Raw genomic sequence first — 26,750 nt, 5'->3', positions numbered from 1 at the left:
CTGTGGAGGAGGACGACCCGTTCCGAGGAGCAGCGTGGCCGAGCACGAGTCCTACGACGGTGGCCCGGTGGCCGCGCTGCGCCGCATCGCGTTCCTGCTCGAGCGGGGCCGCCAGGACACCTACAAGGTCAAGGCGTTCCGGGCCGCCGCGGCGGCGATCCTGCCGCTGGGCGAGGACGCGGTGGCCGCGGCGGTCGCCGACGGCACGCTGCGCCGGATCGAGGGCGTGGGTGCCAGCACCGCGAAGGTGGTCGAGCAGGCGGTGCGGGGCGAGCTGCCGGAGCGGCTCGCGCGCGCCGAGGCCGAGCACGGCGGCCCGCTCGTCGAGGGCGGTGAGGAGCTGCACGCCCTGCTGCGCGGCGACCTGCACTCGCACTCGGACTGGTCCGACGGCGGTTCGCCGATCGAGGAGATGGCCTTCAGCGCGATCGAGCTGGGGCGGGAGTACCAGGTGCTGACCGACCACTCGCCGCGGCTGAAGATCGCTCGCGGGCTCTCGGCCGAGCGGCTGGCGCGCCAGCTCGACGTCGTCGACGCCGTCAACGACCACCTGGCCGGGCTCTCCGGGGCGGGGTTCACGCTGCTCAAGGGCATCGAGGTCGACATCCTCGACGACGGGAGCCTCGACCAGAGCGACGACATGCTCGACCGGCTCGACGTCCGGGTCGCCAGCGTGCACTCGAAGCTCCAGATGGACGCCGACGCGATGACCCGGCGGATGCTCGCCGCGGTGCGCAACCCGCGCGTCGACGTCCTCGGGCACTGCACCGGCCGGCTGGTCACCGGCGGTCGCGGCACCCGCGCCGAGTCGGCCTTCGACGCCCGGGCCGTCTTCGAGGCGTGCGCCGAGTCGGGCACGGCCGTGGAGATCAACTCCCGACCCGAGCGCCGTGACCCGCCGACCCGCCTGCTGGAGCTGGCGCGGGACCTCGGCTGCGTGTTCGCCATCGACTCCGACGCGCACGCCCCGGGGCAGCTCGACTTCCTCGCCTACGGCGCCGAGCGGGCGGCAGCGGCCGGGATCGGGGCGGAACGGATCGTCAACACCTGGTCCAAGGAGCACCTGCTGGCCTGGGTCAAGGGTTAGCCTGCCGGGCATGGCGGTCCTGCCGGACTCCCGGCCCGACGACGACCCGCGCCCGCGGACGGGGTCCGCCTGCCCTCCTGAGGTCGAGGTACGACGCTCGACGCGCCGGCGCCGCACGGTGTCGGCGTACCGAGACGGCGAGCGGATCGTGGTGCTGGTCCCGGCCTCGCTGAGCCGCGCCGAGGAGGCCGAGTGGGTGCGCACGATGGTCGCGCGCATCGAGCGCTCCGAGCAGCGCCGCCGGCGCAGCGACGAGGACCTCGTGCGCCGGGCCCGCAGCCTCTCCGACCGCTTCCTCGGTGGCCTCGCGGTGCCCGAGTCGGTGCGGTGGGTGGAGAACCAGTCCTCGCGATGGGGATCCTGCACACCGGGGGACCGCACCATCCGGCTCTCGGTGCGGCTGCAGCAGATGCCGCAGTGGGTGGTCGACTACGTCCTCGTCCACGAGCTGGCCCACCTGGTCGAGACCCAGCACAACGACCGGTTCTGGGCCTGGGTGGACAACTACCCGCAGGCCGAGCGGGCCAAGGGTTACCTGCAGGGCTGGTCGGACGCCGCCCGAGGCGGTCCGGCCGAGGGAAGCGACGAGATCGACTGAGTCCCGCCCCACCGGGCGCGGGCCAGCGATACGAGCGCGACCAGGTCCGGCTCGGGGTCGGGCAGCGCGTCGGCCGGCCACCAGCGCACGTCGAGCGACTCCTCGCTCACGGCGTGCTGCTCGCCGGCGACGGCCACCGCCAGGAAGCGGACGTCGAGGTGCTGCACGGGCCGTTCGGGCGTCCCGCCGCAGAACGGCACCGGGTGCGCGCTGAGCTGCACCGGTCGCGGGTCGAGCCGCAGCCCGCGCAGCGCGGACTCCTCGCTCGCCTCGCGCAGCGCGGCTGCGGCCAGGGTCGGGTCACCGTCCTCGCAGTGCCCACCGAGCTGGAACCAGCGTCGCGCCTTGGCGTGCAAGGTGAGCAGCACCTGCTGCCCGTCCTCGCTGAGCACGAGGGTGCTGGCGGTCAGGTGGTCGGGCCGACCCTCCCGGCGCACGCCGTCCGGGTGGGTGCGCAGGTGGGTGACGTACCGCTCGCGCAGGGCGTCCTGCGCGGCGTCGGGGGCGGCCCAGGCCTCGAGCACCCCCAGTGCGTCGGCGTGCAGGCTCACTCGGTGTCGGTGTCGGTGTCGGTGTCGGTGTCGTCGGGCCCACCGCCGAGCAGCTTGGACAGCTCGGCGTCGAAGTCCTCGTCGCTGAGCGCCTCCGGCGCGGTGGCGTCGTCGCGGAAGCCCAGCGGGTCGTCGAGGTCCGCGGAGGTGGGCAGCAGGTCGGGGTGCATCCACACCCCGTCGCGGGCCTCGGCCCCCTGGCGGCTGCGCAGCGAGCCCCACAGGGTGGAGGCGTCGCGCAGGCGGCGCGGGCGCAGCTCGAGGCCGACCAGCGCCGCGAAGGTCTCCTCCGCGGGGCCGCCGGCCGCGCGGCGGCGGCGTACGGCCTCCTGGAGCCGGGCGGCGTTGGGCATCCGGGCCTCGGTGGCCTGCCCGACGACCTCGTCGACCCACCCCTCGACGAGGGCGAGCACGACCTCGAGGCGTTGCAGCGCGGCCTCCTGCATCGGCGACTTGGGCAGGTCGAAGAGCCCGCCCTGGAGCAGCTGGGCCATCGCCTCGGGGTTCGAGGGGTCCAGCCCCCGCATCTGCTCCTCGATGCGCGCCTGCATGGCTTCCACGTTGATGTCGACGCCGCGGCCGTAGTCGCGCACCGCGCCGAGCACGTGCTCTCGCAGCCACGGCACGCTGCCGTAGAGGCGCTGGTGGGCGGCCTCGCGCAGCGCCAGGTAGAGCAGCACGTCGTCGTAGCCCACGTCGAGGCCCTCGGTGAACGCCTCGATGTTGGCCGGCAGCAGGGCGGCGCGGCCGGCGGGCGCGAGGGGCAGACCGACGTCGGAGACGCTGAGGACCTCCGAGGCCAGGGTGCCGATGCCGGAACCGGTCTGGCTGCCCATCATCGAACCGATGAACGTGCCGAGCATGCCGACCAGCGGGCCGGACATGGCCTGCGCATCGTCGGGCAGCGCGGCCGAGATCGACTGCACCGACTGGGCGGCGACCGGCTCGACCAGGCCGCGCCAGACGTCGGCGGTGCCCTCGACCCACTCGGCTCGGCTCCACGCGGCGGTGCTGGTGATCGCCGAGGGCAGGTCGGTGGCGGTGTCGAGCCAGTGGTCGGCCAGGCCCAGCGCGTCGGAGACGGCGTCCTTCTGCCGCTGCGTCGGGCTCGGGTCGGGCTGCTGGGCGACGGTCTTGCGCGCCGTGTCGACCGCCAGGGTCCAGTTCACCGGCCCGTCGTAGGGCTGCATCAGGGACTGGATCTGGCCGAGGATCTGGCCCAGGTCCGGCATCTGGCCGCCGAAGAGCTGGCTGAGGTCGGGCATCTGGCCGCCGGGGCCGCCCGGACCCCCGGGACCGCCCAGTCCGCCGGCACCGAAGAGGTGCTCGAACGGCGTGCCCTTGAAGGGGTTCTGCTGCTCGTCGTCGCCGTCTCCGGGGTTGTCGCTCATGGCGCCAGGTTACGCCGCGGCGGCAAGGCGACCAGGGCCGGCCGGACGGACGTAGGCTGCCCCCGTGAGCAGCAGCGCACCGCCTCCGGCCCGTCCAGGACCCCCCGTCGTCCGTCTCGTCGACCTGCGCGAGACCCCGCTGGACGTCGAGGAGGTGCTCGCCTCGCTCGACGACGACGCCGCCGGCGGACTGACCCTCTTCGTGGGCCGGGTGCGTGACCACGACGGTGGCAAGGGCGTGGTCGGTCTCGACTACTCCGCCCACCCCACCGCGCTGGCCCGGCTGCGCGAGGTGTGCGAGCGGGTCGCCGCCGACCACGACGTCCACGGCGTCGCCGCGGTGCACCGCACCGGGTCGCTGGCCATCGGCGACATCGCGGTCGTCGTCGCCACCGTCGCCGGTCACCGTGGCCAGGCCTTCGACGCCTCCCGGGACCTGATCGACACCCTCAAGGCCGAGGTCCCCATCTGGAAGCACCAGCGCTTCACCGACGGCGACGACGAGTGGGTCGGCACGCCCTGATCGGTGGGTGCCGGCCCGGCGTGGCAGCCGCTCGGCGGGCCGCCCGCTGCCTACCGTGGCGACGTGGAGATCCTGCTCTGGCTCGTGCCGCCGGTCCTGGTGACCGTCGCGGCGATGTGCTGGGTCGGCTGGGTGGGCCGCGACCCCCGCGCGGTCGATCGCGAGGTGATGGTGCGCCGGCTGGCGCGCGGCATGGCCCGCGAGACCCCGCTGCGCTACGCCGCCCCACGCCCGGAGCGGGACCGCAGCACCGGCATCGCCGTACGCCCGTCGCGGGCCCGCAAGGCCTCCTGAGCCGCGCACGCGGCGCAGGAGCGTCCGGTCACCTGCTCGCCGAGTTGGCGGGTGATGAGAAGGTGAGGCCATGAGCCAGCGCCTGATCGCCGCCCTGCTGGCGGTACCGTTGGTCCTCGGGCTCTTCGTGGCCGCGTGGTTCACCTCGCTGCCCTACGCGACCTACCAGCCCGGCCCGACCGTGGACGTGCTCGACCAGCCCGACGGCTCCGAGACGATCCAGGTCCGCGGGATCAAGACCTACCGCGACACCGGCGAGCTGCGCCTGACCACGGTCAGCGTCAGCCCGGTGGGTCGCAGGCTGTCGCTGCCCGAGCTGATGTGGGCCTGGTTCGACGGCGACGAGGCCGTGCTGCCCTACGACTACGTGCACCCCGACGACGTCACGGCCGAGGAGGACGAGCGCCAGGGCGCCGTCTCGATGGTGACCTCGCAGGACGTCGCGATCGCCAATGCGCTGCGCGAGCTCGACTACGACGTCGAGCCGGCGCTGCAGGTGGCCTACGTGGTGCCGGACAGCCCGGCCGACGGCGAGCTCGAGGTGCGCGACGTCGTGCTGCGCGTCGACGGGGCGAAGGTCGACTCCGGCGACATGCTGGTCGAGGCGATCAGGGACACCCCCGCCGGCGGGTCGGTGACGCTGACGGTCGAGCGGGACGGCAGGAAGCAGGACGTCGAGCTGACGCCGGAGAAGGACCCCGACGACGGCGTGCAGCGCGTCGGGTTCACACCCGGACAGGGTTTCCGCTACCCGTTCCAGGTCTCGGTCAACATCGACCCCAACATCGGGGGGCCCAGCGCCGGACTGATGTTCGCGCTCGGCATCTACGACACGCTGACCGAGGGGTCGCTGACCGGTGGCGGCACGGTCGCCGGCACCGGCACGCTGGACCTCGAGGGTGCGGTCGGGCCGATCGGCGGCATCCAGCAGAAGATCGCCGGGGCCGAGCGCGACGGCGCCGAGCTGTTCCTGGTGCCCCCCGACGACTGCGACGAGGCCCTCGGCGTCGACGACGGCAGCCCCCGCCTCGTGCGCGCCGACACGTTCGAGAGCGCCCTGGAGGCGGTCCAGGCCTGGGCCGCCGACCCCGAGACCGACCTGCCCAGCTGTGAGGAGTCATGAACGAGCCCGTGGACGAGGACCTGAACGAACCCGCTGTGCCGGAGAACCAGCTCGCCGACCTCGACGTCGACCCCGCGCTCGCCGCGGCGGTGCTCGAGATCGAGCAGCACGCCAGCCAGGGCGGCTGGGACCAGCCCGCCCGGCTCTACGCCCTCGTCGACACCGCCCAGCTCGTCGTGCACGAGCCGGCGCTGGCCTCGGCGATGGGACTCGACGCGTCGTCGGAGCAGGGCTCGCTGACCCCCATCGAGCAGGACCAGCTCGACCCCGGGCAGCAGCTCGAGCGGGTGCTGGAGACCATCGCCTGGCCCGGCCAGGTCACCGGCTGCGCCGCGGTGGTCGAGCGCCTCGTGCTGCCCCCCGAGGCGGACCCCGAGATCCCCGAGGACCCCGACGAGGCGGCGGCGTACGCCCGGGAGCACCCGGCGCGCCAGGAGCTGCGGATGGTGGCCGGCGTGACCCGTGAGGGGTCGACGTACTGCGCCATGCGCTTCCGCAGCCACGACGACGACACGAAGGTGGTGGGCGGTGCCGACCTGGTGCCCGCGCTCCTGGAGCTGCTGGCCGCCACCCTGACCGACGAGCAGTAGCCGAGCACCGATGAGCCCCAGCAACCCCAGCAGCCCCGGCAGTACCGACGAGAGGCACCACCCGTGAGCGAGACCCTCGGCCCCGAGCCGCCGGCACCCGCCCCCCAGGCCCCCGCGACGAACGGGCGCTCACGCGCCCTCGTGATCACCGCTGGAGTGCTGATCGCGCTGTTCTTCGGGCTGACCACCTTCTCCGGCTTCTACACCGACCGCATGTGGTACCGCTCCGGTGGCTTCGGCAGCGTCTTCTCGACGATGCTGTGGACCCGGGTGGCGCTGTTCGCGGTGTTCGGCCTGGTGATGGCCGTCGTCGTGGCGGTGAACGTGATGGTGGCCTACCGGCTGCGGCCGATGTTCGTGGGCATGCCCGACGCCAACGGGATGGGGCGCTACCGCGACGCGATCAGCCCGATCCGGCGCTGGGTGGTGCTCGGCATCGCCGCCGTGCTGGCAGTCTTCTCCGGCACCTCGGGCGCCGGCGCCTGGCGCACCTACCTGCTGTGGCGCAACGGCAGCGACTTCGGCACCGAGGACGCCCAGTTCGGCCGCGACATCGGCTTCTTCGTGTTCGACCTGCCCTGGCTGCACTTCATGGTCGACTTCGCGATGGCGGTCTTCGTCGTCTCGCTGCTCGCCGCGGCGCTGACCCACTACCTGTACGGCGGCATCTCGCTGCAGACGCCCGGCGACCGGATGAGCGGGGCCGCGCAGGCGCAGCTCTCGCTCCTGCTCGGCCTGTTCGTGCTGGCCAAGGGTGCCGACTACTGGCTGGACCGCTTCGACCTGGTCAGCCAGGCAGGAGGGTTGATCACCGGCATCACCTACACCGACGACAACGCGGTGCTGCCGGCGAAGAACATCCTGCTGGGCATCTCGATCATCTGTGCGGTGCTGTTCTTCCTCAACGTGTGGCGCCGCACCTGGATGCTGCCCTCGGTGGGCATCGCCCTGCTGGCGCTCTCGGCGATCCTGCTCGGCGTCATCTGGCCGGGCATCGTCCAGCAGTTCCAGGTCAACCCCTCGGAGCCGAACCGCGAGCGTGACTACATAGCGCGCAACATCGAGGCGACCAGGGCGGCGTACGACCTCACCGACGTGGAAGTCGAGCAGTACACACCCGATGCGACGCTCGGCTCGTCGCTGGCCCAGCTGGACGGCGAGACCAAGTCGATCCCGCTGGTCGACCCGCAGGTGGTCCGCCCGGCCTTCGAGCAGACCCAGCAGGTGCGGTCCTACTACTCCGTGGCCGACGTCCTCGACGTGGACCGCTACGACATCGACGGCACCGAGCGAGCCCTGGTCCTGGGGGTGCGCGAGCTGAACCCCGCGGGCGTGCCCGACCAGAACTGGTCGAACCTCGCCACGGTCTACACCCACGGCAACGGCATCATCGCCGCCTACGCCAACCAGCGCGACCGCACCGACTCCGAGCAGATCGACACCGAGGCCGACTCCGGAGAGGACGTCGGCATCGAGTGGGCGCAGGGCACCCAGTCCAGCGAGCAGGACCTGCAGGACGCCACCGGCGGGTTCGAGCAGCAGGTCTACTACGGCGAGCAGAGCCCGACGTACTCCGTGGTCGGCAAGGCCGAGGAGGGCGACGAGGACATCGAGCTCAACCTGCCGACCGTCGGCTCCGAGGACGACTCGACGCTCACGACCTTCACGGGCGACGGCGACGCGCCGGTGGGCAGCGTCTTCAACAAGCTGATGTTCGCCATCAAGTTCGGGGAGCCGAACTTCCTGCTCTCCGACCGGGTGAACTCCGGGTCCAAGGTGCTCTACGACCGCAACCCCAGCCAGCGCGTCGAGAAGGCCGCGCCGTGGCTGACCGTCGACTCCGACCCCTACCCGGCGGTCGTCGACGGCCGGATCCTGTGGATCGTCGACGGCTACACCGTCACCGACCGCTACCCCGGTTCGGAGCGGGAGTCCTTCGACGAGATGACCGACGACGCGCTCGCCACGGAGACCACCGGTCTCCAGACGCTGCCGACCGACGAGATCAACTACATGCGCAACGCGGTCAAGGCGACGGTCGACGCCTACACCGGCCAGGTGACCCTCTACGAGTGGGACACCGAGGACCCGATCCTCAAGGCGTGGCAGGGGGCCTTCCCGGGCACCGTGGAGCCCCGCGAGGAGATCTCGGACGAGCTGCTGGACCACCTGCGCTACCCCGAGGACCTCTTCAAGGTGCAGCGCTACCAGTTCGCCCGCTACCACGTCACCGACCCCGGTGACTGGTACCAGAGCAACGACCGCTGGGAGGTGCCCGAGGACCCCGACGTCAGCGGCACGTTCCAGCCGCCGTACCGGGTGTTCGTGGACAACCCGCTGGTGGCGGGCAACGACGAGAAGTTCGCGCTGACCTCGGTCTACGTGCCCTACAAGAAGAACAACCTGGCCTCGTTCGTGTCGGTGAACTCCGACGCGGCCAGCGACGAGTACGGCGACATGAGCGTGCTCCAGCTGCCCAACGAGCAGACCCCGGGCCCGGCCCTGGTGGCCAACCAGTTCTCCTCCGACCAGGACGTCGCCGACGCGCTGGCCCAGTTCAACCGCTCGGGTGCCCGTGTGCTGCGGGGCAACCTGCTGACGCTGCCGGTCAACGACGGGCTGATGTACGTGCAGCCGGTCTACGCGCTGCGTGAGCTGTCGGACGCCAGCTTCCCGATCCTGCGCTACGTGCTGACCAAGTACGGCGACAACATCGGGCTCGGCACCACGCTGCGCGACTCGCTGGAGGACCTGATCCGCTCCTCCGGCATCACTCCCGACACCAGCGGCACCGGTGGCGGCAAGGGTGACAAGGGGGACCAGGGCGGTCAGACGGACCCCGAGGCCCCGAGTGGTCCTGTCAGCGAGCAGATCGACGACCTGCTCGCGCAGGCCGAGGCCGCGTTCGAGGCTGCCGACAAGGCCTTCGCCGACGGCGACCTGGGCGCCTACCAGGACAGCGTCAAGGAGGCCCAGGACCTCATCGGTCAGGCGCTCGAGCTCTCGAGCGCCGGCTCCGGGAGCAGCGCGGGGGAGGGGGCCGGCGACGGCTCCACCGACGCGCCGAGCGACAGCCCGACCGAGGACTCCAGCGGCGGCTGAGTGACGCGCCGCACATCACACCCGCGCCGGGCCCATCTGATTTGGATGGGCCCGGCGCTGTGTGTAGTGTCTGATTCACCGACGCGGGGTGGAGCAGCTCGGTAGCTCGCTGGGCTCATAACCCAGAGGTCGCAGGTTCAAATCCTGCCCCCGCTACAAGAAAGTGGCCCCTGACCTGCGGAAACGCAGATCGGGGGCCACTTGGCTTCTTGAGTCACATTGCCTTATGTCGCGTTTATGTCCCAGAAACCTTCGCGCGGGTGACCCACTCTGATACCGAGTTGGGGCCGGCGTTGGGGCCAAGCAGATGCAGGGCTGGTGGCTCGAAACACCCCGAGGACGTCAGTCGTCTGATGGGGTCGTCGTGGCCTTGCCGGCGAAGGACTGAAGGATGTGCGTCACGTCAGGTGTGGTCCTGTCCTTCTCGATGTAGAACTCTTTGGTGATCGCATCTGAGGAGTGGCCCAGGACGCGGGCTGCGGTGTCCGAGTCGACCAGGCGGTCGATCAAGGTCGCGACGGTCTTGCGGAACGTGTGTGGCGTCACCCAGTCGAAGCCTGTGTCTGCTCGGATCGTGCGCCACCGCCGCTCGATGTTGCCGACCTGGTGCCAGGTGCCGTTACGGGTGGCGAAGACCGCGTTGTAGTGATTTGGTCGTTGCTCGATACGCCGCCTCATCAGAACATCGACAGCAAACGGCGGCAGCGCGATGGTGCGTTTTGAAGCGTCCGACTTCGGCTTGGGCTTCCGGTACGTGCCCTTTCCCGTCTCCGTCTTGATCGTGCCACTGATTGACACCGTCGGCGGGGTCGCACTCAAGTCGATGTCTGTCCATCGGATCGCGAGCACTTCTCCGATCCGGCAGCCCGTGGCGAGCAGCAGGTCAACGATGTCGGGCATGTCCTGGTTCGGCTTTGGACCGGGTCGCTTTTTGGTCATCCAGGCGTCTACAGCAGAGCGGACGGCATTGAGATCCTCCACCGAGAGCGCTTGGACGTCCTTCTTCTGCCCTCGAAGCCGAGATGTGGAGGAGACCGGGTTGGCCGGGAGCGCATCGTCGATAACCGCGGCGTCGAACATCATCTTGAGGACCGTCTTGGTCTTCTTTCGGCGGCTGTGGGAGTCCTGCGACCTGATGAGCCGTTCCAGGCGCCCAGCTGTTGCCTCGCGCAGGCGAATGTTGCCGATGGCTGGATTGATGACGTTTTCGATGATGCGTTGGTACTCGTTCGCGGTAGTTGCCTCGGAGCGCTGTTCGGCGCGATACAGCGAGAGCCAGATGTCGGCCACTTGGCTGATTCGCATGTCGGGGCCGATGAGGTCACCGGATGGGGCGCTTCGGTCGGCGATCTTGACTTTGAGTTCTCGTACTGCGGCGGCGGCGCTTCGACCGGTCCCCTTGATTTCGCGCGTGACGCCGTCGAAGTCGCGGAAGCGCGTTCGCGCGCGATACACGCCGGGACGCACCTCCTTCGTCGTGATGGTCCCGAATGTTCCGATGGGCAGCGGGGGGCGAGCCATGGGCGTTCCTTCTTGAGGTCTGAGCGCTACCGACGCCGTGGACGGGACCGTCGCGACATGGAACCTAGCGTGCTGGATGTTGCTAGGTGGTCACCCCTCGAGCCCCGGCCGTTGTCGTCGATGTCCATTTCCGCTTCGAGATCCAGTGTCTCGGCGTGGGCCTCGATCCAAGCATCAAGATCCGAACGGCGGTACCGCAGTGCACCGCCCGCCTTCACCGCGCGTGGTCCGAACCCCGGGCGTCGCGTGCGCCAGGTATAGAGCGTCGACTTCGCGATCCCGATGTAGGCAGCCGCTTGCGCAATGTTCATCGTGGCAGGGGTGAGTGCGAGCCGGCGGCGTTCTGTCGGGAGGGGCTCGTCGGAAGGCGGCGTGGCGTGTTCGCTCATGTCTGTGACGACATCCTCAAGGATGCGTTCGCTCTCCTGAGCAGCTAGCGGTCGGCGGCCGCCGACGCTGAGGGTCTCCTTCACCGTTTCCATCTCGTGTCTCCTCCGACCTGCGGTGGTGGATCTCGGTGGTCGCAGCCCACCTGGTGTCTGATGGTCACCTAAGTGGTCCGACAGGTGCTGAGCGATCAATGCCCGCAGACTTTCTGCATGGCATGCCGTGGTCCGGCGAAGATGCTGGGGTGCAGTGGCCGCCATGTTGCGCGTTGTCCGCTGCCGAGAGCCAAGCGTGGCGATGGCTACTGCCGTTGGAGTGCGCGAGCATGGCAGAGGATGCCGCGGTGGATGCCGCGGACGCGGTTGCCGTACTCGCCGAACGCAAGGCTTCCCGTACGGGCTGCGGCACCGTGACGGCGCGTCGGGCGAGGATGTCGGCGGGGGAGACCCAGACGACGTCGCCCTCGGTCGGCGGGGTGGCCAGGCCGGCCGCGACGTCGTTGTGCGCTCGGCGGGATAGGGCTCGAGCTGGGCCGGTGAGGTTGGGGGTGTCGGCCTTCTCGGCGATGACGTGCGCGAGCTCGGAGCCTGCCCCGATCGCACGCAGTGTCGCCACGGTGACCTGGGGGAGTCCTCGCCGGGTGGCGATGACCTCTGGTGTCGCGAGGGTGGTGGCGTCGTGGGTGATCTGGCGGTACGCGGCGCGGACCTCCGCGGCCGCGCGTGCCAAGGGCTCCTCGAGGCGGGCGCCCGGGGGGGCGAGGTCGCCCCAGCGGCTGGCCAGGTTGCTCCAGGAGCGCCCTGCTTCGGCGATCGCGGGGACCAGGCGGTCCGAGGGCTCGAGGATGCCGGCGGCGGCGGCCGCGTCGACCAGCACCATGCTGGCGCCGGCGATGAGTCCCTGGGTACGGGTGATGAGCAGGATGTTGGACGGTTCGAGGTCGCCTGCCAGCGCGCGGTGGGACTCGATGTCCCAGCTGGCCAGGGCCTGCGCAAGGCGGCCGGGGTCGTCGACCGGCCGGATCGCCTCGCCGGCGAGGGCTTGGGCGAACCGGTCGGTCAGGTAGCTGCGTGCGGTGTTCTCGCACGCCGACATCCGATCGACCCAGACCCCGGTGGGTGCGATCGCGTAGGGGGAGTGGTGCTGGGCCAGCTGGACTCGGCGGCCCGACCCACGGGCCTCGTTGACGCGGTCGCGGCCGTTGGCGTGCAGGGCGACGTTGACGGCGTGGGCGGTCAGGTAGAGACCGTGCATGATCCTGGTCCGGGCTGCCTCGAGGTCGCGGTGGGCCTCGGTCCGCTCGTGAGGGACCTCGGCGCCGTACCGGCGTACCAGAGCCGCAGCGTTGAGCAGGGTCTGGGTCATCTGGTCGACGCGGGGGTTGGTCGGTCCCGGACCTGGCCAGGCCTTCCGGCCGGACAGGCTGGACTCGATGGTCGAGGCCTGCGCCGCCAGGCTGGTGATGGGCCGATCGCGCTCGTCGACGCCAGGCAGGCGACCCGGTAGCGAGGCCCACAGGTCCTCCGCGGCCGCGACCATCGTCGGCCAGCTCCGCAGGAGCGTGCCGGCATCATCGCCGGCGACGTCCATGAGCAGCTGGCGAGCCAGGTAGTCGACGGCGAAGAGCATCTCGCCGACGCTGCGTACGTCGCGCGAGGTCACCGGGATCTGGTCGACGTCGAAGAGCTCCTCGTCGATGTCGGCGTACGCCAGGCGCAGGTCAGTAGCCAAGGCCGCGGGCTTCCCGGATGAGGTCGCACAGGTCGAGGACCAGCTGCCAGCCGTGGACCAGGTCGGCCTGGTGCAGCGGTAGCGGGCGGGTCAGCTCCTCGGCCTCGTTGAGCAGCTGCAGCGGCGTCCGCTCCTCGAGGTCAGGGAGCGGGTCGATGTCGGGCAGCTCGTAGTCGTCGGGCAGCAGGGCGCTGGCCTGGGAGTGCGCGAGGTAGACACCCAGCCCGAGGTCGTGGAGCGGGGAGTCGGGGGCGGCCTCGTCGGCGTCGCTCCACACCTGGGCAGCGGCCTGGTGCAGCAGCTGGGCGATCGAGCCGAGGCGGTCCCAGGTGCCGTCAGCGTTGAGGGTGTCCACGGGTGTTCCTTTCAGCCGGAGGTCGGTCTGGCCCATGAACCCACGTCCCGGCCGCGGCCCGCAGCGCCGAGCGGCGGGCTGTGGATAACTCGGGGTGCTGTCGGCACCTGGGCACAAACTGGTCTCGTTCGCCTATGTCGTTCGGTGGTTGCCGGACGATCACCGCGAGCAAAGTCAAGAGACCCGCACTAGTGCTGCTAGATGGAGGAGGGTCGAGATGAGGTTCCCGATGACCGTGTTGAGAGCCGTGACGCTGGCGCCGGCACTGCTGGTGAGCTTCGTCCTCACCGTGGTGGTGTGCGCCCTGCTCCCGCCGGCGCTGGGCCTCGTGGCGTTCATGGCTGCGGGCGGCGTGCTGGTCGCGCTGGCGCTGGGCCAACTGCAGGAGCCTGCGGTCGCAGCGTTGACCAGGTCGCGGCCGGCGACGGAGGCGGAGCTCCGGGTGATGGCGCCGGTGCTGGCCGAGCTGGGCTGCCGCGGTGTCGACGTCGGTGCGCTGTTCGTGCGCCGGATCCAGCGACCGAGCACCCCGGTGGCGGTGGCGATCGGCCGGCGCACCGTTGTGGTCAGCCCTGGGCTGGTCGAGGCGACGTACCGCGGCGGTGTGACCGGCGCGGAGGCGGCCGCCGCGCTGGCTCATGCGGTCGGTCGGCGCCAGGCGATCCGGCCGCGGCTGGAGCTGGCCGTGCTCGCGGCGATGACGCCGTGGCGGATGCTGGTGGCGACGTTCCGCGGCGTCGGCCGGGCCTTCGCCTGGCTTCCGTTCACGCGGTTGGCCTGGACGCTGCGCGGCGTCGTGGGGGTGATCTGCGTGGTGCAGTCGGTCGTCGAGGACCGGGCCTGGGCCGGTTTGCTCGGGGGCACAGTCATCGCGCTGACCTATCTGGTGCCGGCGGCCGGCCGGCGGATCGAGCTATACGCGGAGGCCGAGGCGGACCAGTTCGTGCTCTCGCTCGGCCTCGGTCCCGTGCTGGCAGGTCTGCTGCGTCGCTACGGGCACCCGATGACCCTCGAGCGGATGCAGCGCCTGGAGACGGCCGTCGAGCAGCCTCAGCGGCCGCGGCTTCACCTGGTGCACGGCTGAGGCTGTTCTCTGGCGGTGCGGCGGCCGGTGGCGGGCTACTCGTCGTCCTGGAAGCCGGACGTGGAGTGGTGCACGCAGCCGCGGCCGTCGCCCTCGTGCGGCTTGTGGTTCATGCAGGGCAGCGACCCCAGCTTGTGTGAGCAGTCGACCCAGCGGACGGTCGAGGATCCGGTTGTCGGCGCGAGTGCGGTAGCCATCGGGGCCTCCTATCGGCGCGGGCCGCCGCGGCGGCCGAGCTGAGGCCGCTGGTAGGCGGCGGTGTCGGTGTGGTCGTGCTGGCGACCGGACTGGTGGACCAGTGCGATCTCGGCGTCGGGGGAGGGGCCGGTGTCGGCGTCCGCGGCCTGGGCAGCTGCTTCCCCGCTGGCCCTGATCTCCTCGGCGCGCTGTCGCGCCTCCTCCTCGAGCGCGGCTTCCTCGCGAGCGGCGTCACTCATGTGAACTCCCATGGATTCCGTGGACCGGCACCGGCTCCGCCGGTCCTCCTGGTCACCTATGTGCGGACCAAGGGCCCGGGCGATCACCGCGGCCCGACTGGATTGGAAAGTCGCGGGGCACTGCCGGTGCTCAGGCCGGCTGGGCCAGCAGCGTGGCGCCCAGCATCTGTGCCGCGTGCTCGAGGACGCCGTGGGAACCGGTCCCGCCCGGGCGGTCGCAGCACGGATGGGTATCGAAGCCCTCGTCTACGACGATGCGGTGCAGGTGGCCACCGCAGGCACGACAGCGCCGTCCGGCGTGGGCGGGGCACTCGTCAACCGCCACGGCGCAGGGCAGACACGCCGCGGGCGGCGGGGGAGTCACCTGGTGGTCGCGGTCCCAGTCGCGCCGCTGGCGCAGCAGCGTGGCGACCTGTTCCCACAGCGCGTGCTCGAGGTGTGCCGGCGCCGGCCGGCCGAACGCCTGGTCGACCGCCGCTTTGAGCAGCAGCGCCCTGCAGCCGAGAACTCGCTCGTCGACGCCGCGGCTGTAGCACCACCGGGCCAGCGTCTTCGCGGCCGTCATCAGCTGCTCGTCGTCCATCCCGGCCGTCCCTCAGCAGGTGCCCCTCAGACCGCTATCGGCGTCCTGGGCATCGGCGGCGGCCGCGGAGTACGACTCCTCGCGGGCAAGGTCCTGAGCAGCCTCGTAGCGGCGTACGGCGCCGCGGGCCAGGAGCTCGTGGGCCACGTCGACGCCGGCGTGGTCGACGTATCGCAGCAGCCGGTCGTACCGGTCGCGGTCGGGCTGGTCGCTGTCGGTGACCAGCTGGACGGTGCTGCCGACCGGCGCGAGCTCCACGAGCAGGTCTGTTGCCTGGTCGGCGTAGCACTCCTCCGGCGCCGGCGGGTGGGCGACTTCGGGGGCGTCGATGCCGAGCAGGCGGACTCGGCCGAGCTCGCGGCCGCCGAGGTCCTCGACGCGGAGCGTGTCACCGTCGACCACGGCCGTCACCCGGACCTGGGTGGCCTTGCCCTCCGATGGGTCGGGGCCCGTGGGAGCGCGGGGGAGGGCTGCCTTGATGCCGCCGGCGGTGAGCACGGCGATCGCCACGCCGGCGAGGCCGATGAGGGCCTTCACCGGGCGACCCTCAACTGCGGACGCTCGCCGGCGACGGGAACCGCGCGCTCCTGCGCCCGGGCGCCGGGGGAGCGGTAGCCGGGCTCGGGGATCTGCTCGACGCCGTCTGCCACGCTCGTGCCGGCGTCGGCCGGCTCCTCGGGGAGCTCGCCGGCGATCTTCGCGGCGAGGTCGCGCAGCGGTGGGGTCTTCTCGATGCGCCGGGTCGCGTGGAGCACGGTCGTGTGGTCGCGGTCGAAGTGACGCGCGATCGTCGGCAGGCTGTGCCCGTGGATGCGGGCCGCCGTCATCGCCACCGCACGGGCGTCCGCTGCCGCCCGGCTGCGGTCCGTACCCAGGAGGACCTCCGGCGTGGTGCCGAAGGCCTCCGCGGCCGCCACGACTGCATGCTCGACCGGGCCATCAGGCTCGAAGGTCGACGCCGGCGGATCCTGGTGGAGGCTGACCACCGTGGCCTCGGGGCTGGAGAGCCGGGCGGTGTAGCGGTCGTTGACGTGCTCACTGACCCGGGCCGCGGCGTCGGCCAGCCGGGGTCGCTCGGCGGTGCGGCGCACGGCATGGATCACCGAACCGTGGTCCTTGTTGAAGTGCTCGGCGATCGCCGGCAGGGACAGGCCGACCTCGCGGGCGGCGGTCATGGCCACGGCGCGGGCGTCGCTGACCGGACGGCTGCGCTCGGCGCTCAGGATCGCCTCCGGCGTGGTGCCGAACATCGGTGCAGCCGCGTTGATGGCCAGCTCGCACACCGCAGCCGGGCCGGTTGCCGGCGCCGACGGCATGGTCTGGTCGACCTGGACGGCCAGGACCGTCACCAGCGACCGCAGCTGGTCGGCGTCCAGCGGCGCGATCAGGTCGGCGACCTGGTCGTGCTGCCTGCGGCCGGCGGCATCGAGGACGAGGCCAGCCAGCTGGCGGCCGCCCTGATCGAAGTCCATGCCCGTCCTCCCGCCTACCGCGCCAGCGACCCGCCGGCCGGGGCCGCCTGGCGAGGAACCTGGCCACGGCCCTGCTCGGCCATACGCCGGCGGGCGTTGTCGGTGATCTCGCTGGCGATGCCGGCCGACTGCCGGGCGTTGGCCGCGGCGTGGTTGACGACGTTCTCGAGCAGGCGCACGTCCTCATCGGCGCGGCCGAGCTCCTTGCCGGCCGTCGCGATGCTCCGCTCGAGGGTGACCGGTTCCAGCAGCGACGGCGGAGTCACGTGCTGGGCCGCCAGCTGCGCGCTGTCGACGTGCTGAGCGGTCAACCGGGCCATCGGCTTGGCAAGGTCAATCATCTCGCCCACGACGGCGAGGCGTGGCTTCAACTGCGCGACCTCGCTGGCGAGCTCAGGATCGGAGGTGTCGGCGTCTTGGAGGAGATCGTGGGCATCGGCGATCGCCTGCGATGCACGCTCCAGGTGTCTTGTGAGTTCGTCGACCAGCTCGGCGTTGTCGCTGCAGCGCCGCTGCAGGCGGCTCAAGTGCTCGCCGGCGGCCTCGAGGTAGTAGTCACCGCGGTCGCTGAGGCGGGCCTTCGCAGAGTCGAGCTCGGCGTCATCGAGAACCCGGAGCGCGGAGTTGATCGTGGTGTGGAGCTCGTCGACGACCCGGCGGGCGCGTCCCACGGCCTGCTCGGCCATGAAGACTGCGTCTGCGGCTTGCAGAGCGGTGTCGGTGGTCATGCCGGCTCGCCGCCTCCCGTGTCGGACGGGGGCGTAATGCTCGACGGGGGCAGGACCTCGCGAAGGCGGTCGAGAGCCGCCAGTGCCCGCTCGAGGTGGTCGCCGGCCTCCTGAACCGGGTCACGGTCGGCCGCGGCGGAGGGAGAATCGGTGGGCGTGCTCACGGGCAGCTCCTTGGTTGACCGGGGTTATGTCTCAGTCACCAAAGGAAGGTCGACCCGCTCGGGCGATCACCGAGCGCGAAGAAATCTCGCGGGCCTCAGGCGCCGCGGGTCACCGAGGGCCGGGGACCACCAGGTCAGGGTTGGTCCCAGGGCATCGACTCCTGCCCGTCGTCGACGCCCTCGCTGATGATGTGCGCCGTGGCGTTGCGGGCGGCGTTCAGGTGCTTGTGGAGGTCGACCGCGAGTCCGCGGGCCTCCTCCAGGTGGAGACGCGCGACGCCGATCGCCATGGCGGGGTCGGATTCGTCGGTCATCGCGTCCATGCTGAGCACCTGGTCGGCCAATGCCTGCTCGAGCGTGCTCGACAGCTGCGAGAACGCCTGGGGCAGCGCGGCCGCGAGGTCGGCGAACTCCGCGAGCTCGTCGGAGGTCTCGGCCGGGATCTGGTCGCGCGCCCACATCGTGGCGCGGTTGAAGCCGTAGACGTGTCGGCGTGCCGCCGTCGCGTGCCCGCTCGCCTCGAGCTGGTCGTTGTCGTCCACCAAGGTTGTCCTTCCTGCCGAGCGGTCTCGCTGGCCTGAGTCTCGCGGATCTCGCCGGCGTACGCTCGGCCGCCGGCGGCGGGCTGTGGATAACCGCAGGGGTTCCCTCCGGGGTCTCCAGCGGGAGACTGAGCGGCCATGGACGACCAGGCCGCCTTGATCGCAAGGCGAGTGGCACTGGCGGTGGCCGCTTGGTCAACGCTGCGGCCGACGTCGAGGCCTACCGCCGACTCGCCGACGCGGTGGGGAAGTGGAACGCCTACAGCGCACCGCAGCTGGAGGACGGCGACGTCGACGAGCTGCTCGACGACCTCCGCCCACGTCGCGTCCCCGATGCCACTCGGCGACGTCGACGAGCTCGAGGCGGTCCTACGTCGGCAGGCTTGCCGTGAGCTCTAACGCCGCGGCGCGTCGGGGCCGCCCTCGGAGGCGGGCGGGAGTTCACGCGGGCGGCGGCCGGCACCGAGACTGCCGGGTGCCGGGTCGGCGGGCGAGGGTGCTCCGGTGGCCAGGGTCTCGCGGATGTAGCGGTCGAAGCCAGGCATCGTGAACCGGACCTCGCCGCGACTGGCGGGCTCGATGATGCCCTTGTCGATCAGGCGCTCACGCGGAACACCCAGAGCCTGCGTGGGCCGGCCGAGCGCCGCGGCGATCTCTGCCCGCGTCACCGTTGGAGTGCCGGCCTGCGCCATCACGGACATGATCTGCTTCTCCAGTTCGGTCGCGGCCGCCCACCGGGCGGCGTACATGGAGCTCAGCTGATCATCGGCCAGCGGCAGGCCGGACCGCACCTGGTCGACGTCGAGCACGTCACCGGTTCCTGAGGGCTTGGCCACCTCCCACGTCGCGTGCGCGAGGACCTGCAGCAGGTACGGGAATCCTTGGGCCTCGGCCGCTACCGTCTGCAGCGAGGCGGGCGTCCAGGTCACGCCTAGCTCTGCGGCCGGCTCGGCCACGGCGGCGGCCGCTGCGGCCGGCTCGAGTCGGGGAAGCGTGAGGAAGGTGCTGCGCTCCCCGAAGGTGGCAGCGTTGACCAGGACTCCCGGTGTCGAGGGCAGGCCGGCGCCGATGATGGCGAGGGGGTTGTCCTCGCGCCGTCCAGCCAAGTTCTGCATCGCGTTGAGCAGGACCGCGAGGTCATCGCGGGTGGCCGCGTGCAGCTCGTCGACGAAGACCACGAGTCCAGCGCCACCGCGTGCACGGATCTGGGAGCTGGTCTCGTGCAGGAGGTCCTCCATCGCCGAGATCTGGGCCCCTCGTGGAGGTGCCTCAGCCTCGGAGCGGTCGGCGGCCGCCATCGCGCTCACCTTCACCACGCTCGGCAGCCCGAACTCCAGGCCGATGTTCTCCAGGCGAAGCTTCCAGGTGCCCTTCTCGGCTCGGGGGAGGATGTCCGCGGATTCGACGGCCTTTCCGACGCGACTGACCAGGTCGGGAAGGAACGGCGCGTTGCGCCGGCATGCCACCCATGCGGTGATGAACCCGTGCTCCTCGGCGTCACGCTGCGCCTCGCGCAGCAGGGACGTCTTCCCAACCCCGCGCGGGCCCAGGAACACCAAGAGCGGGCCGCCCATCTCGCCGTAGGTGCCGATCCGGCTCAGGTAGCCTCTGATCCTGTCTTGCTGTTGTTCCCTCCCGGCCAGGACCCGCGGCAGTTCGCCCGGGGCGTAGGGGTTGGGCAGCATCAGAGGTCTCCTATACATTCTGTTACACAGCGGGCTTGTGTAACGAAGTGTATGCCGTCGATCGGGATCACCGCCCCACGTTAAAGCTGCGTGTTCCAGGCGTGCTGGCAGCGCCTGGCGTGCGCGCTCCGAGTCGACGGCGGGCGGCATCGTCGAGGCTCTCGCCTGCGGAATCGACCTCGTCGACGCCGCGGCCAGGTCGATCGGCGTGCGGCTCGGTCGTCTCGCTGAGGCATTCGACTAGGTCCTCGACGTCGGCATCCAGGACCCGCTCGAGGATGTCGGCGATGCCCCCTGGGGAGCCGTCGCACTCGGCCACCAGGGCGTCGGTCAGACGATCGAGGGCGGCGTCTCCGCGGGCGGTGAAGGTGACGACACCGGGGACCGGGTTCTCGGCTCGGGAAGTGCTCATGGTCCACCTCGCTTTCTGGTCACCTAGGTGCGAAGGAGGTTGGTAAGCGATCAGCCCGATCTGCGACACGAGGGGAATCCGACGGCCATAGCGCGGGAGAACTCACGGCCCTGTATGACACCGAGGCTGGGCGCGATGTCGGGCCCAAGGTCATTGGCCATGCGGCGAGGAGTGTCCGCGTCGCGAGCGGCGCCATCGCTGAGTGAGACGGACGGGCTCCGCGGTCCCAGGTCGTCGGTCCGGGGCAGCCCAGACTGACCTGTCCCGCAGAGGATCGGCACCGCTAGTGTTCGTCGGCGATGGCCTCCGGAATCGATCCCAACGCGTTGAGGGCTGCTCGCGAGGAAGCGGGGTTGACTCAGCATGAGTTGGCGCGTCTGGTGGGAGCGGCCGGGGGTGAGCGCATCTCTCGCTGGGAGTTGGGCACGTCATCTCCGCGCCCCGACTTCCTGGTCAGACTCGCCAATGCCCTCGACATCCCGGCGCTGCGGCTAATTCACCTCGAAGGTGATGTCCCCGATCTCCGAGCGCTGCGCCTGCAGGCAGGGCTCACCGTTCCCGAACTCGCCACGTCCGTGAACGTGGCTGTGCCGACCTATTACGCCTGGGAGCAAGGGCGCTGGACCCGACTCCCTGCACCACAGTCGCTCGAAGCGCTAACCCGCGCACTCGGGGAGTCCGTCGAACTGGTTGTCGCAGCATTCCATGAGGCGCAACGGCAACGCCGGCGCAGCGGAACAGCCTCGGCCCGACCGAGTTCGTAGGCGCAGGCGGGTTTGACCCTTATCCACAGGTGAGAATTTGTTCCGGGAGACCCGGACGATTTTGTGGTCCCATGGACTCCGGATCGTTTGGAGGCGTTGATGCTCGGTCCCATCGGGGGGATTGAGCCGCGCGACCCTCCGGTCAGGACTGGGCGATGGCATCTCGGAAGCGGTCACCTGTGGATAACGAGACTCTCGATAGGAATGCACTAGTGTGTCACTATCGAGTTGGGCTCGCGCTGATCGCTCCGGGCCCGTCTTGACACGTAGGTGATCGAGACACGAGAGGACTCGGGATCCATGTCACAGAACACCGCTCAAGGCCTGTCAGGCGAGGCAACCCCCACCAGCCGTCCCATGCCCACACTCAACAACAGTCCACGACCACGACCCAAGCAGCGCCGCAGACCATGGGTGTTCGCACTCTGTGTGGCCCTTGTCGCCGCGGGCGCGCTAGGCACCGCGTTCGCCTTCACCTCCATCAACGACACGCAAGAGGTCCTCGTGGTCAGCCAGGACATCAAGCGCGGCGAGACCATCGAGGCCGGTGACCTCTCAGTGGTGCGGGTCAGCGTCGACCCGGCACTGAGCCCGGTCGCCGGGAGCCAGAAGGCCGAGCTCGAGGGCAGCCGCGCCGCCGTCGACCTGTGGGCCGGCACCCTGCTCACCGAGGAGGCCACCACCGACAGCCTGGTGCCGGGGGAGGGGGAATCCTTGGTGGGCATCAGCCTCACCCCCGCGCAGATGCCGTCCGAGCCGCTCTATGCCGGTGACGCCGTCCGGATCGTCACCACGCCCGGCGACCAGGGCGAGGTCACCAACGAGGATCCGGTCACGGTCGAGGCAGTCGTCGTTGCTGTTAGCCGCGTACAGGAGACCGGCGAGACCGTGGTCGACGTCTCTGTCCCCGAAGGCGACGCCGCCGACCTGGCCGCCCGCGCCGCAACCGGGCGGGTCGCACTGGTCCTGGACACTCGGGAGCGCTGAGCGATGGCGCTGATCGTCCTCGCCTCGGCCAGCGGTGCGCCCGGCGTCTCCACCACCGCGCTGGGACTCACCCTCAACTGGCACCGTCCTGTGCTCCTGGTCGACGCCGACCCGACCGGTTCCTCCGCGGTCTTCGCCGGCTACTTCCGCGGCACCCAGGAACCCACCGGCGGGCTGATCAACCTCGCCCTCGCGCTGCGCGAGGGGACACTGGCCGCCGCCCTCCCTCGCGAGGCGCTGCTGCTGGACCCCGAGCCCCCGGCCGAGCGCGCGCCCTGGTTCCTGCCTGGCATTCGCGCCCACGAGCAGGCCCCGAGCCTGCTGCCGCTGTGGGAGCCGCTCGCCGAGCAGCTGCGCGCGCTGGACCGCAACGGCCAAGACGTCATCGTCGACGCCGGCCGGCTCGGTCTCGCGGGGTGGCCGCAGCCGCTCGTCGCTGCCTCCGACCTGACCCTGCTGGTCACCCGCAGCTCGCTGCCCGCGCTGGCTGGAGCACGCTCGTGGGCCAAGATGCTGCGCGACCAGTTCGCCGCCGTCGGTGGCCTCTCGCGACTGGGCCTCCTTCTCGTCGACGAGGACCGCCGGTGGCCGGCGACGCCCACGGGCGTCCCGCGGGTGCGTCCCTACACGCCGCGCCACATCGCCAAGGCGCTCCAGATCTCCGTCACAGCATCGGTGGGCTGGGATCCCGAGGCCGCGGAGGTCTACTCCCATGGCGCCCGCAAGCCGCGCAAGTTCGAGTCCTCCGACCTGGTGCGCAGCTACCGCACCGCAGTCTCCCTGATCCACTCCGTCCTCACCTCCAACCAGGCCGCCCTCGCCCACCCGATCGGAGGCCGAGCATGAGCAACAACGGACACCAGCCCGAAGCCCAGGACCGCGAGCCGCTCCGCGCCGACGAATGGCTCGCGGCGCGACACGCAGACCGCAGCCCGCGCTCCCCGTTCGCCCGCGGCCGCGGCACCAACGGGAACCAGCCGCCCCCGCCGCCGGCGCCGACCAGCGAGGACCACGACCCGACGTCGCTGCCGATCTTCGCCGGTTCCTGGACCAGCGAGGACCAGCAGCCGGGCCGTACCCGCTCGGACTTCACGCTGCGCCCACTCGTCGCCAGCTCCGACGACCAGCCTCACGCGATCGCCGCCACCAACTACTACGACGGCGCCGACGTGGGGGAGGTCGAGCTGGACTGGGAGCTCATCGCCCAGTACCGGGCCGAGATCTCCTCCCGGCTGACCGCCCGGCTCGACAAGGAAGGCGGCCGGGTCACCGACGAGGACCGCGAACAGATGGGCCTCGACGTCATCGAGGAGTTCATCAAGTCCGAGGCCGAGACCCTCGTCTCAACCGGCCGGCCACCGTGGAGCCGCCAGCAGGAGGCCGCCCTCAAGGCCGCCCTCAAGGCCGCGCTGTTCGGTCTCGGCCGGCTGCAGCCGCTGGTCGAGCGCGAGGACGTGGAGAACATCATCGTCATCGCCCGCGGCCCGGAGTGCGCCGTGTGGCTGGAGCTCGTCGACGGCACCCTGGTCGAGGCCGCCCCGATCGCCGACTCCGAGGACGAGCTGCGCGAGTTCCTCGCCGACCTCGGCTCCCGGCAGAACCGGCCCTTCACCGAAGCGCGTCCGCACCTGGACCTGCGCCTGCCCGGCGGCGCCCGGCTCGCGGCCGGCTCCTGGGTGATGGCCTACACCTCGGTGGTGATCCGCCGGCACGGGATGCGCGAGGTGTCGATGGACGAGATGGTCTACGACCGCAAGGCGTGCGGCGCGGTCCTGGCCGACTTCCTCGCCGCCTGCGTCCGCGCCGGCAAGAGCATCGTCGTCTCCGGCGTCCAGGGCTCGGGCAAGACCACCTGGGTCCGCGCCCTGTGCTCGTGCATCCCGCCCTGGGAGATGATCGGCACCTTCGAGACCGAGTTCGAGCTGCACCTGCACGAGCTGGTCGACCGGCACAAGATCGTCCACGCCTGGGAGCACCGGCCCGGATCCGGCGAGGTCGGCATCGACGGTCGCCAGGCCGGTGAGTTCAGCCTCGAGGAGGCCATCCACCACTCCTTCCGGTTCAACCTCGCCCGCCAGATCGTCGGCGAGGTCCGCGGTCCGGAGGTCTGGAACATGCTCAAGGCCATGGAGTCCGGCCCGGGCTCGATCAGCACCACCCACGCCCGCAGCGCTGAGCACACCATCGAGAAGCTCGTCTCCTGCGCCATGGAGAAGGGCCCGCAGGTCACCCGCGAGCTCGCGATCAGCAAGCTCGCCGCCGCCATCGACATCGTGATGTACCTGCGCTCCGAGGTCGTCCCCAACGGCGACGGCACCTTCCGCAAGCACCGCTGGGTCGAGGAGGTCCTGGTCGTCCAGCCCAGCATCGACGCGGCCCGCGGGTATGCGACCACCCCGATCTTCGCCCCGAACCAGCTCGGCCAGGCCGTCGCCACCGGGAAGCTCGACAACTTCCTCGCCCAGGAGCTCGCCCGCCACGGGTTCGACCTCGAGGCGTACAAGGCCGAGTCCCAGGCAAACCCGGGGGTGGCGACATCATGACCGCCTTCCTGCCCGCCGTCTTCGGTGCGCTCATCGTCATCGGCCTGATCGGCATGGTCTACGCCCTGATCCCCGCACCCCCCAAGCCGCCGCGGCCCGCCCGGACCCTCACCCCGTTCGGCCGGGCGGGTGGCTGGTTCGCCCGGCTCAACCCGCGCACCCGGATGCTGGTCATCGGCGGCGCCGTCGCCGGCCTCCTGGTCGCGTTGCTGACCGGCTGGGTGATCGCGATCGTGCTCGTCCCGGCCGCGATCGTCGGCATCCCACTGCTGCTTACGCCCCCGCCAGCGGCCGCGAGCATCGAGAAGCTCGAGGCGCTCGAGGAGTGGACCCGGTCACTGTCCGGCAAGCTCACCGCCGGACAGTCGCTGCGCTCGGGTCTCATCAAGTCGCTGCAGTCGGTGCCGGCGCCCATCGAGCGCGAGGTCGGCCTGATGGTCTCCCGGCTCTGGAACAATACCGCCACCACCGAGGACGTGCTGCGCGCCTTCGCCGAGGACCTCAACGACTCCACCGGCGACGTGGTGGCCAGCCAGCTGATCCTCGCCGCCAGCGGGCGCGGGCAGGCCGGCCTGGCCAAGGCGCTGGACGCGCTCGCGGAGACCGTCGCCGCCGACGTGCGCGCCCGCCGCCAGATCGCCGCCGACCAGGCCAAGCCGCGCACCACCGCCCGCACGGTCACCGTGATCACCCTCGGCGTCCTGGGCATGCTCGCCCTCACCGGCGACTACATCGAGCCGTACGGCAGCCCGCTCGGCCAAGTCATCCTCGCCGTCTTGCTGACTGCCTACGTGGCCACGCTGCTGTGGATGCGCCGGATGGCGGTCGCCAAGCCGCTCCCGCGCTTCCTCGACCTCCAGGCCCGCAACGCGCACCGAGCGGCGCACGGGGAGAGGGAAGGAGCACTCGCATGACCGGCCTCCAGCTCGCGCTCGCCAGCGGCACCCTCCTCGGGCTCGCCGTTGCCCTGCTCGTATGGCGCATGGCCCCGTCCGACCCCGACCTCACCGACGCCCTGGACCGGCTCTCGCCCGGCCACGTCGTGCCCCGCCGCAGCGCCGGCCCGCTCGACGTCCAGGAGAGCACCGAATCCGGATCGCTCGTCGACCGGATCGGCGTGTGGGCGATCAAGAACCTGCCCGGGGGAGCGTGGGCACACACGCCCCGCAAGGACCTGGCCATCCTCCAGATCAGCGAGACCAGGTTCTACGGCGAGAAGGTCGTCTGGGCGCTGCTCGGCCTGGCGATGCCGCCGCTGTTCGCGGCGTTCTTCGCACTGATCGGGCTTCCGCTCCCGTTCGCGATCCCCACCTTCGGGTCGCTCGGGCTCGCCGCACTGTTCTGGTTCATGCCCAACTACAACGCCACTGACGACGCCAAAAAGGCCCGCATCGAGTTCAGCCGGGCCCTGGGCGCCTACATCGACATGGTCGCCACCGGAGTCCGCGACGGCTCCAGCGGTCAGCAGGCGCTGCGCTCCGCGGCCGAGGTCGGCGACACCTGGGTGTTCAAGCGGATCGAGAGCGAGCTGCGCCGCGCCCGCTACATGACCCGCGCCCCCTGGGACTCCCTGCACGCGCTCGCCGATGACCTCGGCGTCCCCGAGCTCGACGACCTCGCCGACATCATGCAGCAGTCCGGCCAGGACGGCGCCCAGATCTACAACAACCTCCGCGCCCGCGCCGCCGCACTCCGCTCGGCGATGCTCAGCGCCGAACTCGGGAAGGCCAACGCCGTCTCCGAGCGCATGTACATCCCCGCCAGCCTGCTCGGCATCGTCTTCATGGCGATCCTCGTCACTCCGTCGATGCTCCGATTCGCGACCTAACACCGACGTCAATCCCCGGACACCCGAACTCCACCACCCAGAAAGGAACAACCCGATGTTGAAGCTCTTCATCACCCTCCAGGTGACGGCCCTCGCCGTGATCGCCAGCATGGAGGACCGCATCGTCGAGCACCGACGCGACGAGCGCGGCTCGGTCACGATCGAGCAGGTCATCTGGGCCGGCGCGGTCATCCTCATCGTCGGCATCGTCGTCGCCGCGATCAGGGCGTTCGTGACCAGTGAGGCCGGAAAGATCAAGTAGGTCCGT

Annotated in this window: 31 protein-coding genes and 1 tRNA gene; 16 read left to right on the top strand and 16 right to left on the bottom strand. The window is 70.9% G+C overall.

Going from position 1 to position 26,750, the window contains the following annotated elements; all coding sequences use genetic code 11:
• Positions 1-34 precede the first annotated feature (34 nt).
• Both I601_RS00255 and I601_RS00250 read left to right on the top strand, forming a co-directional pair.
• On the top strand, positions 35-1,087 hold the full coding sequence (locus I601_RS00255) for a PHP domain-containing protein (protein ID WP_068104969.1): 1,053 nt from the start codon (positions 35-37) through the stop codon (positions 1,085-1,087).
• A 10-nt stretch (positions 1,088-1,097) separates the two neighbouring features.
• Positions 1,098-1,685: a M48 metallopeptidase family protein gene (locus tag I601_RS00250; protein WP_084526949.1), complete on the top strand. Its 588-nt coding sequence runs from the start codon at positions 1,098-1,100 to the stop codon at positions 1,683-1,685.
• On the opposite strand, the gene I601_RS00245 is transcribed toward I601_RS00250, so the two are convergent.
• On the bottom strand, positions 1,619-2,236 hold the full coding sequence (locus I601_RS00245) for an NUDIX hydrolase (RefSeq protein WP_084526947.1): 618 nt from the start codon (positions 2,234-2,236) through the stop codon (positions 1,619-1,621). The genes I601_RS00250 and I601_RS00245 overlap by 67 nt on opposite strands.
• Positions 2,233-3,627, bottom strand: a complete 1,395-nt coding sequence (locus I601_RS00240; protein WP_068104968.1) for a zinc-dependent metalloprotease — start codon at positions 3,625-3,627, stop codon at positions 2,233-2,235. The genes I601_RS00245 and I601_RS00240 overlap by 4 nt, the downstream gene beginning before the upstream one ends.
• A 64-nt stretch (positions 3,628-3,691) precedes the next feature.
• Between I601_RS00240 and I601_RS00235 the strand changes: the two genes are divergently transcribed.
• From I601_RS00235 to I601_RS00210, 6 genes are all read left to right on the top strand, one after another.
• Positions 3,692-4,150 carry a molybdenum cofactor biosynthesis protein MoaE gene (locus I601_RS00235; RefSeq protein ID WP_068104967.1) on the top strand — a complete coding sequence of 153 codons (459 nt, stop codon included), beginning with the start codon at positions 3,692-3,694 and terminating at the stop codon, positions 4,148-4,150.
• A 63-nt stretch (positions 4,151-4,213) separates the two neighbouring features.
• A complete protein-coding gene (locus I601_RS00230) occupies positions 4,214-4,444 on the top strand; it encodes a hypothetical protein (RefSeq protein WP_068114038.1) in 231 nt (76 codons plus the stop codon).
• A 70-nt stretch (positions 4,445-4,514) separates the two neighbouring features.
• Positions 4,515-5,567 (top strand): YlbL family protein, encoded by a 1,053-nt coding sequence (locus tag I601_RS00225; RefSeq protein WP_068104964.1) that lies wholly within the window; start codon positions 4,515-4,517, stop codon positions 5,565-5,567.
• Entirely contained in the window at positions 5,564-6,157 is a 594-nt protein-coding gene (locus I601_RS00220; protein WP_218917724.1) for a PPA1309 family protein, read from the top strand. The genes I601_RS00225 and I601_RS00220 overlap by 4 nt, the downstream gene beginning before the upstream one ends.
• 63 nt (positions 6,158-6,220) lie before the next feature.
• A complete protein-coding gene (locus tag I601_RS00215; protein WP_068104962.1) occupies positions 6,221-9,259 on the top strand; it encodes a UPF0182 family membrane protein in 3,039 nt (1,012 codons plus the stop codon).
• Between the two features lie 82 nt (positions 9,260-9,341).
• A tRNA-Met gene (locus I601_RS00210) sits at positions 9,342-9,415 on the top strand.
• 186 nt (positions 9,416-9,601) lie between these two features.
• On the opposite strand, the gene I601_RS00205 is transcribed toward I601_RS00210, so the two are convergent.
• The 4 genes from I601_RS00205 to I601_RS00195 form a co-directional block, all read right to left on the bottom strand.
• Entirely contained in the window at positions 9,602-10,780 is a 1,179-nt protein-coding gene (locus tag I601_RS00205; RefSeq protein ID WP_068104960.1) for a tyrosine-type recombinase/integrase, read from the bottom strand.
• A gap of 26 nt (positions 10,781-10,806) precedes the next feature.
• Positions 10,807-11,262, bottom strand: a complete 456-nt coding sequence (locus I601_RS21445) for a helix-turn-helix transcriptional regulator (RefSeq protein WP_179948551.1) — start codon at positions 11,260-11,262, stop codon at positions 10,807-10,809.
• A 64-nt stretch (positions 11,263-11,326) separates the two neighbouring features.
• Positions 11,327-12,898 carry a hypothetical protein gene (locus I601_RS20985; protein WP_068104959.1) on the bottom strand — a complete coding sequence of 524 codons (1,572 nt, stop codon included), beginning with the start codon at positions 12,896-12,898 and terminating at the stop codon, positions 11,327-11,329.
• Positions 12,888-13,253, bottom strand: coding sequence for a hypothetical protein (locus I601_RS00195; RefSeq protein WP_068104956.1), 366 nt, complete (start codon positions 13,251-13,253; stop codon positions 12,888-12,890). Before I601_RS00195 ends, I601_RS20985 begins: the two co-directional genes overlap by 11 nt.
• 229 nt (positions 13,254-13,482) lie before the next feature.
• Between I601_RS00195 and I601_RS00190 the strand changes: the two genes are divergently transcribed.
• Positions 13,483-14,337, top strand: coding sequence for a hypothetical protein (locus tag I601_RS00190; protein ID WP_157519781.1), 855 nt, complete (start codon positions 13,483-13,485; stop codon positions 14,335-14,337).
• A gap of 35 nt (positions 14,338-14,372) precedes the next feature.
• Here I601_RS00190 and I601_RS20980 read toward each other — a convergent pair whose 3' ends face one another.
• The 10 genes from I601_RS20980 to I601_RS20970 all read right to left on the bottom strand — a co-directional run bounded on the left by I601_RS20980 (position 14,373) and on the right by I601_RS20970 (position 20,360).
• Complete coding sequence (locus I601_RS20980) at positions 14,373-14,534, bottom strand: hypothetical protein (RefSeq protein ID WP_157519779.1); 162 nt, start codon at positions 14,532-14,534, stop codon at positions 14,373-14,375.
• A gap of 9 nt (positions 14,535-14,543) precedes the next feature.
• Positions 14,544-14,774: a hypothetical protein gene (locus tag I601_RS00185; protein ID WP_068104952.1), complete on the bottom strand. Its 231-nt coding sequence runs from the start codon at positions 14,772-14,774 to the stop codon at positions 14,544-14,546.
• 130 nt (positions 14,775-14,904) lie between these two features.
• A complete protein-coding gene (locus I601_RS00180; protein WP_068104950.1) occupies positions 14,905-15,357 on the bottom strand; it encodes a hypothetical protein in 453 nt (150 codons plus the stop codon).
• A gap of 12 nt (positions 15,358-15,369) precedes the next feature.
• Positions 15,370-15,894 carry a thermonuclease family protein gene (locus I601_RS00175; protein WP_068104948.1) on the bottom strand — a complete coding sequence of 175 codons (525 nt, stop codon included), beginning with the start codon at positions 15,892-15,894 and terminating at the stop codon, positions 15,370-15,372.
• Positions 15,891-16,829 (bottom strand): helix-turn-helix domain-containing protein, encoded by a 939-nt coding sequence (locus I601_RS00170; RefSeq protein ID WP_068104945.1) that lies wholly within the window; start codon positions 16,827-16,829, stop codon positions 15,891-15,893. Before I601_RS00170 ends, I601_RS00175 begins: the two co-directional genes overlap by 4 nt.
• Before the next feature lie 14 nt (positions 16,830-16,843).
• A complete protein-coding gene (locus tag I601_RS00165) occupies positions 16,844-17,557 on the bottom strand; it encodes a hypothetical protein (RefSeq protein WP_068104943.1) in 714 nt (237 codons plus the stop codon).
• Positions 17,554-17,721, bottom strand: a complete 168-nt coding sequence (locus I601_RS20975) for a hypothetical protein (RefSeq protein ID WP_157519777.1) — start codon at positions 17,719-17,721, stop codon at positions 17,554-17,556. Before I601_RS20975 ends, I601_RS00165 begins: the two co-directional genes overlap by 4 nt.
• Positions 17,722-17,855: 134 nt before the next feature.
• Complete coding sequence (locus tag I601_RS00160) at positions 17,856-18,263, bottom strand: hypothetical protein (protein ID WP_068104940.1); 408 nt, start codon at positions 18,261-18,263, stop codon at positions 17,856-17,858.
• 395 nt (positions 18,264-18,658) lie between these two features.
• Positions 18,659-19,948, bottom strand: coding sequence for an ATP-binding protein (locus I601_RS00155; RefSeq protein ID WP_068104937.1), 1,290 nt, complete (start codon positions 19,946-19,948; stop codon positions 18,659-18,661).
• Positions 19,949-20,015: 67 nt separating this feature from the next.
• Positions 20,016-20,360, bottom strand: coding sequence for a hypothetical protein (locus I601_RS20970; protein WP_068104934.1), 345 nt, complete (start codon positions 20,358-20,360; stop codon positions 20,016-20,018).
• Between the two features lie 299 nt (positions 20,361-20,659).
• On the opposite strand from I601_RS20970, the gene I601_RS21940 reads away from it, so the two are divergent.
• The 7 genes from I601_RS21940 to I601_RS00120 all read left to right on the top strand — a co-directional run bounded on the left by I601_RS21940 (position 20,660) and on the right by I601_RS00120 (position 26,744).
• A complete protein-coding gene (locus I601_RS21940) occupies positions 20,660-21,124 on the top strand; it encodes a helix-turn-helix domain-containing protein (RefSeq protein WP_084526937.1) in 465 nt (154 codons plus the stop codon).
• Positions 21,125-21,553: 429 nt separating this feature from the next.
• Entirely contained in the window at positions 21,554-22,111 is a 558-nt protein-coding gene (locus I601_RS00145) for an SAF domain-containing protein (RefSeq protein ID WP_237089507.1), read from the top strand.
• Positions 22,112-22,114: 3 nt separating this feature from the next.
• Positions 22,115-22,957: a CpaE/TadZ family protein gene (locus I601_RS00140; protein ID WP_068104928.1), complete on the top strand. Its 843-nt coding sequence runs from the start codon at positions 22,115-22,117 to the stop codon at positions 22,955-22,957.
• Positions 22,954-24,654 carry a CpaF family protein gene (locus I601_RS00135; RefSeq protein WP_084526933.1) on the top strand — a complete coding sequence of 567 codons (1,701 nt, stop codon included), beginning with the start codon at positions 22,954-22,956 and terminating at the stop codon, positions 24,652-24,654. Before I601_RS00140 ends, I601_RS00135 begins: the two co-directional genes overlap by 4 nt.
• Positions 24,651-25,568 carry a type II secretion system F family protein gene (locus I601_RS00130; RefSeq protein ID WP_068104925.1) on the top strand — a complete coding sequence of 306 codons (918 nt, stop codon included), beginning with the start codon at positions 24,651-24,653 and terminating at the stop codon, positions 25,566-25,568. The genes I601_RS00135 and I601_RS00130 overlap by 4 nt, the downstream gene beginning before the upstream one ends.
• A complete protein-coding gene (locus I601_RS00125) occupies positions 25,565-26,482 on the top strand; it encodes a type II secretion system F family protein (RefSeq protein ID WP_068104922.1) in 918 nt (305 codons plus the stop codon). Before I601_RS00130 ends, I601_RS00125 begins: the two co-directional genes overlap by 4 nt.
• Positions 26,483-26,537: 55 nt before the next feature.
• Positions 26,538-26,744 (top strand): hypothetical protein, encoded by a 207-nt coding sequence (locus I601_RS00120; RefSeq protein WP_068104919.1) that lies wholly within the window; start codon positions 26,538-26,540, stop codon positions 26,742-26,744.
• Positions 26,745-26,750: the final 6 nt, after the last annotated feature.

The sequence above is a fragment of the Nocardioides dokdonensis FR1436 genome (assembly GCF_001653335.1).
GTDB lineage: Bacteria > Actinomycetota > Actinomycetes > Propionibacteriales > Nocardioidaceae > Nocardioides > Nocardioides dokdonensis.
This window is presented reverse-complemented; position numbering and strand designations above follow the sequence as displayed.

Excerpts from the sequence above, each read along its gene's own strand:
- I601_RS00140 (WP_068104928.1), top strand. The coding sequence starts at position 22,115 with ATGGCGCTGATCGTCCTCGCCTCGGCCAGCGGTGCGCCCGGCGTCTCC.
- I601_RS00250 (WP_084526949.1), top strand. The coding sequence starts at position 1,098 with ATGGCGGTCCTGCCGGACTCCCGGCCCGACGACGACCCGCGCCCGCGG.
- I601_RS00125 (WP_068104922.1), top strand. The coding sequence starts at position 25,565 with ATGACCGGCCTCCAGCTCGCGCTCGCCAGCGGCACCCTCCTCGGGCTC.
- I601_RS00120 (WP_068104919.1), top strand. The coding sequence starts at position 26,538 with ATGTTGAAGCTCTTCATCACCCTCCAGGTGACGGCCCTCGCCGTGATC.
- I601_RS00185 (WP_068104952.1), bottom strand. The coding sequence starts at position 14,774 with ATGAGTGACGCCGCTCGCGAGGAAGCCGCGCTCGAGGAGGAGGCGCGA.
- I601_RS00225 (WP_068104964.1), top strand. The coding sequence starts at position 4,515 with ATGAGCCAGCGCCTGATCGCCGCCCTGCTGGCGGTACCGTTGGTCCTC.
- I601_RS00180 (WP_068104950.1), bottom strand. The coding sequence starts at position 15,357 with ATGGACGACGAGCAGCTGATGACGGCCGCGAAGACGCTGGCCCGGTGG.
- I601_RS00220 (WP_218917724.1), top strand. The coding sequence starts at position 5,564 with ATGAACGAGCCCGTGGACGAGGACCTGAACGAACCCGCTGTGCCGGAG.
- I601_RS00165 (WP_068104943.1), bottom strand. The coding sequence starts at position 17,557 with ATGACCACCGACACCGCTCTGCAAGCCGCAGACGCAGTCTTCATGGCC.
- I601_RS00190 (WP_157519781.1), top strand. The coding sequence starts at position 13,483 with ATGACCGTGTTGAGAGCCGTGACGCTGGCGCCGGCACTGCTGGTGAGC.
- I601_RS00130 (WP_068104925.1), top strand. The coding sequence starts at position 24,651 with ATGACCGCCTTCCTGCCCGCCGTCTTCGGTGCGCTCATCGTCATCGGC.
- I601_RS00240 (WP_068104968.1), bottom strand. The coding sequence starts at position 3,627 with ATGAGCGACAACCCCGGAGACGGCGACGACGAGCAGCAGAACCCCTTC.
- I601_RS00155 (WP_068104937.1), bottom strand. The coding sequence starts at position 19,948 with ATGCTGCCCAACCCCTACGCCCCGGGCGAACTGCCGCGGGTCCTGGCC.
- I601_RS20980 (WP_157519779.1), bottom strand. The coding sequence starts at position 14,534 with ATGGCTACCGCACTCGCGCCGACAACCGGATCCTCGACCGTCCGCTGG.
- I601_RS21445 (WP_179948551.1), bottom strand. The coding sequence starts at position 11,262 with ATGGAAACGGTGAAGGAGACCCTCAGCGTCGGCGGCCGCCGACCGCTA.
- I601_RS00205 (WP_068104960.1), bottom strand. The coding sequence starts at position 10,780 with ATGGCTCGCCCCCCGCTGCCCATCGGAACATTCGGGACCATCACGACG.
- I601_RS00135 (WP_084526933.1), top strand. The coding sequence starts at position 22,954 with ATGAGCAACAACGGACACCAGCCCGAAGCCCAGGACCGCGAGCCGCTC.
- I601_RS20970 (WP_068104934.1), bottom strand. The coding sequence starts at position 20,360 with ATGAGCACTTCCCGAGCCGAGAACCCGGTCCCCGGTGTCGTCACCTTC.
- I601_RS21940 (WP_084526937.1), top strand. The coding sequence starts at position 20,660 with ATGGCCTCCGGAATCGATCCCAACGCGTTGAGGGCTGCTCGCGAGGAA.
- I601_RS00170 (WP_068104945.1), bottom strand. The coding sequence starts at position 16,829 with ATGGACTTCGATCAGGGCGGCCGCCAGCTGGCTGGCCTCGTCCTCGAT.